Raw genomic sequence first — 4074 nt, 5'->3', positions numbered from 1 at the left:
GAGGCGCTCGCCGCGCGGCTGTCGGCCCTGGTCGCCCGGGCCAGGTCGGCGGTCACCGGCACGCACACCCCCGCCTGGCGTGAACTGGGCGCGTTCTTCGCCCGCCGGTTCCCCGCCGCCGTCTACCGGGCGTGGCCGTGGTGGGTGTCCACGTCGGCGGTGTTCGTGCTCGTCACCGGCCTGCTCGCGGTGTGGATCGCCGGCGACGCGCGGGTGCGCGCCACCATCGCCGCGCCGGAGGAGATCCGCGCGATGACCCGCCCCGGCGGGCAGTACGAGACCTACTACTCCAGCGATCCCGCCGCGTCCTTCGCCGCGCAGGTGTGGACGAACAACGCCCAGGTGGCGGCCGCGTCACTGGTGCTGGGGGTGCTGCTGGGCATCCCGGTGCTGCTGGTGCTCTGGCTCAACGCGCTCAACCTCGGGATCGGCCTGGGGTTGATGGCCTCGGCCGGGCGCGGCGAGTTCTTCCTCGGGCTGCTCGCCCCGCACGGGCTGCTGGAACTGACCGCCGTGTTCGTCGCCGCGGGGACCGGACTGCGGCTCGGCTGGACCGTGATCGACCCGGGCGGACTGCCGCGGTCCGTGGCCCTGGCGCGGGCGGGCCGCGCGGTCGCCGCGATCGCGCTGGGTCTGGTGTGCGTGCTGCTGGTCTCCGGGGTGATCGAGGCGTTCGTGACCCCGTCGGGTCTGCCCACCTGGGCGCGGGTGGGCATCGGGGTGGCCGCCGAGGCGGCGTTCCTGTGGTACGTCTTCGTCCCCGGCCGCCGCGCGGCCCGCGCGGGCGAGACCGGCGACGTCACCCCGGACCGCACCGACACCCCGCTCCCCACCTCGGCGTGAGGCGGAGGCACTTGTCCGGCCGACGGCATCCGCGTATAGTCGATTGCGCAAGCCCGGCCGGAGCGTCTCCCTTTGGGAACCCGTGCCGGGCCTTTTTCTTGGCGACTCTACCCTGCAGCGGTGGACCCAGCCGAACTGCGCACACTCGACATCCATCTTTCCCCCGCGCGGCTCGCGCCCTACTGGGGCCCGATCAGCGCGGTCGAGATCGCGTTCAGGAACGCCGTACACCGAGCGCTCGCGACGCATGTCGGCCGCCCGGACTGGTGGAACGATCCCTCGATGTACCCCCCGGACGTCGTGAAGGCCCGGGACGAGGAGAAGCGACTCCAAAGGCAACGCGGACGGAAGCGCAACACCTCACCGCCGACTTCGGACGATGTCGTGGCCGCGCTGTCCTTCGGCTTCTGGTCCTCGATCGTGGATGCCCCTCGGAACGCGCTTGAGCAGAACCGGTACTGGCACACGTCGCTGTACGAGGCTTTTCCGAACTGGCACTACAAACCCGGTACACAGGGGAGGAAGGATTTCGTCCGTCGCGTCGAATTGCTCCGTAAGTTCCGCAACCGCGTGGCTCACCACGAGCCGCTCCATCGCCGTGACCTCGCCAGGGATCATGAGGCGCTGATCGCCATGGCCGGATTTCTCGACGGCGACCTCAGTCGGTTCATTGCCGACCACAGCCGTGTCCCGGACGTACTCGCCCGCCACACACCGGCACTCGACCACGGTCAGTGCCAATTCTGACCCAGACTTCCGACGCCCGCCGGTTTCGCTACCGCACGATCGGGTGAATCCTCGTTCGTCAGCTCCCACGTGACATCGCCCCCAGGAGGGCACCATGACCGCGACACCGCCGCAGCAGGCTCCGGCCGGCACCGAACTGGACACCGAGCGGATGGAGCGGTTCGCCGGGAGAGTGCAGGAGTTCGTCACCGGGGGCATGCTCAGCCACCTGATCGGCATCGGACACCGGACCGGTCTGTTCGACGCGCTCGCGCGCGGCCCCGCCACGAGCAGTGAGCTCGCCGACCGGGCGGGGCTGAACAAGCGCTACGTCCGCGAATGGCTCGGTGCGATGGCCACCGGCGGCGTCGTCGAGTACGACGCCCGCACCCTGACCTTCACCCTGCCCCCCGAGCACGCGCTGTGCCTGACCGGGACCCGCTCGACCAACCTCGCCCCGTTCGCCACCGGGGTGGCGGTGCTCGGGGAGCACCTCGACGAGCTCACCACGGCGTTCCGCGAGGGCGGCGGCGTGCCGTACGAGCGGTTCCGGCCGCGGTTCACCGAGCTCATGGACGGCATGAACCGCGGACTGTTCGACGACCAGCTGGTGGACGGCATCCTCCCGCTCACCGGTGACCTGCCCGCCCGGCTGGCCGAGGGCGTCCGGGTGGCCGACATCGGCTGCGGCACCGGGCACACCACGGTGCTGCTGGCGGCGGCGTATCCGGACTCGACGTTCGTCGGCTACGACTTCGCCGGGGACGCCGTCGACCGTGCCCGCGCGGAGGCCGGCGAGTACGGGCTGGACAACGTCTCCTTCGAGGTGCTCGACGTGACCCGGATGCCCGTCGACCCGCCGTTCGACGCGGTGTTCGCCTTCGACACCATCCACGACCAGGCCGAGCCCGCCCGGGTGCTGCGCCGGGTGTTCGAGGCCCTGGCGCCGGGCGGGTACTTCGTCATGATGGACACCCGCGCGGCCACCGACCTGGTCGACAACCTGGGCAACCCGAACGCGCCGCTGCTGTACTCGATCAGCACGCTGCACTGCATGACCGTGTCGCTGGCGCAGGGCGGGGCCGGGCTCGGCACCGTGTGGGGCGAACAGCTCGCCCGGACCATGCTCACCGACGCCGGGTTCGTCGGCACCGAGGTCCACGAGGTACCGGACGACCCCCTGGACTCGGTGTTCGTCTCCCGCAAACCCGGCGAACCACCGGCCCAGCGCACGGCGGAGTGATCCCGCGGTCCGGCCGGGAGGCCGGTGGGATCAGGACCCCGGGTCGTCGCACCAGGTGGTCAGGTGGGTCCAGACCGCGGTGCGGACCACGCGGTGCCCGGCCGCGTTGAGGTGGCTGTCGTCCTCCTGGAGCAGCCCCGCCTCGTCCGGCGCACCCCCCGTGGGGAGGTGCGGACGCAGGTCCAGCACGTGGGTGTCGGTGTCCGCCGCCAGGATCTGGACCACGTCGACGTAGGCCTGCCAAGAGTGCGACGGGTCCTCCACCTGGCGGAAGCCCGGCTCGTGCCCGATCAGGTGCAGCACGGTCGAGCGCGGTGAGACCCGGCGGATGTCGTGCACGAGCTGCCGGTACCGCTCGTCGAACTCCCCGGGATGGACGTCCCGGGCGTACTCGCCCGCCCCGAGGGCCACGACGACCAGGCTCGGTTCGCGGTCGCGCAGCATCGCGACGGCCCCGCCGGTGTCCTCCCACCGGCCACCGGGGAGGAAGTCGGACACCATCGCGCCGTCACGGGCCAGTACGGAGGTACTCGTCCCCCAGCGTTGTGCGGCCATCCGGTCGAAGCCCGTGGTCCAGCTGTGCGGCGTCTCGGCGTAGTCGCCCCCGCCGTCGTACTCCGGCAACCCCCGTCCGGTGCTCAGCGAGTCCCCGAGCACCACGGCGGAACCGGGGTCGCTGCACCACGTCGGCGCGTCATCCCGGGCCGCGCGCGGCGCGGAGCATCCGGCCACCAGCACGAGAACGCCCACCAGGAGGGCGGCACGCACACGCCGCACCACCCCGGAACGCGGCACCGCACCCGACCCCGGCGCCGCCCTCGACCCGGACCTCGCCCCCGACCTGAACGTCGCCCCCGACCCCGACACTGGTCCCGACCCCTGCACTGGCCTTCTCCACCCCTCGACCGCGACCGCCACGGTCCACAACCCACCGCGGCATTCGCCCTGGATGTCGGCACCGTCCTACCCGATGTTTCACGCTCCCGGGTGTGAACCACCGATGTGGGTGACGACACACCCCGACCGGGCCGTGCGCCGGTGCCGTCCCGGTGTGCCAGGTCCCCGTCGGACCGACCGTTACAGGTGACCCCGGGCCTTGAGGGTGAGGTAGCGGTCGGCCAGCGCCGGTGCCAGTTGGTCCGGCACCGCGTCGACCACCTCGACGCCGTGCCGGGCGAGCAGGGCGGTGACGTGCCGGCGTTCGGCCAGCGTGCGTTCGGCCGCCGCCGCCCCGTACACCGCGTCCGCGTCGCCCCGGCCGT

At 72.1% G+C, this 4074-nt stretch carries 4 protein-coding genes and 1 pseudogene; 3 read left to right on the top strand and 2 right to left on the bottom strand.

Translation table 11 applies throughout. The features are described from left to right. From ACTIR_RS0114950 to ACTIR_RS0114940, 3 genes are all read left to right on the top strand, one after another. The coding region (locus tag ACTIR_RS0114950; protein ID WP_026454894.1) for a stage II sporulation protein M at positions 1–843 on the top strand (843 nt) is incomplete at its 5' end. 120 nt (positions 844–963) lie between these two features. After that, positions 964–1590 (top strand): Abi family protein, encoded by a 627-nt coding sequence (locus ACTIR_RS23575; RefSeq protein WP_052583902.1) that lies wholly within the window; start codon positions 964–966, stop codon positions 1588–1590. 94 nt (positions 1591–1684) lie between these two features. Further along, entirely contained in the window at positions 1685–2812 is a 1128-nt protein-coding gene (locus tag ACTIR_RS0114940) for a class I SAM-dependent methyltransferase (RefSeq protein WP_026454893.1), read from the top strand. 30 nt (positions 2813–2842) lie between these two features. Here the strand turns inward: ACTIR_RS0114940 and ACTIR_RS0114935 are convergent, their stop codons facing one another. Beyond that, positions 2843–3580: an SGNH/GDSL hydrolase family protein gene (locus ACTIR_RS0114935; protein ID WP_034240339.1), complete on the bottom strand. Its 738-nt coding sequence runs from the start codon at positions 3578–3580 to the stop codon at positions 2843–2845. A gap of 309 nt (positions 3581–3889) precedes the next feature. Beyond that, positions 3890–4074 (bottom strand): annotated as a pseudogene (locus ACTIR_RS23570) (DUF58 domain-containing protein); the annotation flags it as partial.

This window comes from Saccharomonospora iraqiensis subsp. iraqiensis (genome assembly GCF_000430445.1).
Lineage (GTDB): Bacteria > Actinomycetota > Actinomycetes > Mycobacteriales > Pseudonocardiaceae > Saccharomonospora > Saccharomonospora iraqiensis.
Note: the sequence above shows the minus strand (reverse complement) of the source record. Positions and strands in the feature narration are given on the sequence as shown.

Excerpts from the sequence above, each read along its gene's own strand:
- ACTIR_RS0114940 (WP_026454893.1), top strand. The coding sequence starts at position 1,685 with ATGACCGCGACACCGCCGCAGCAGGCTCCGGCCGGCACCGAACTGGAC.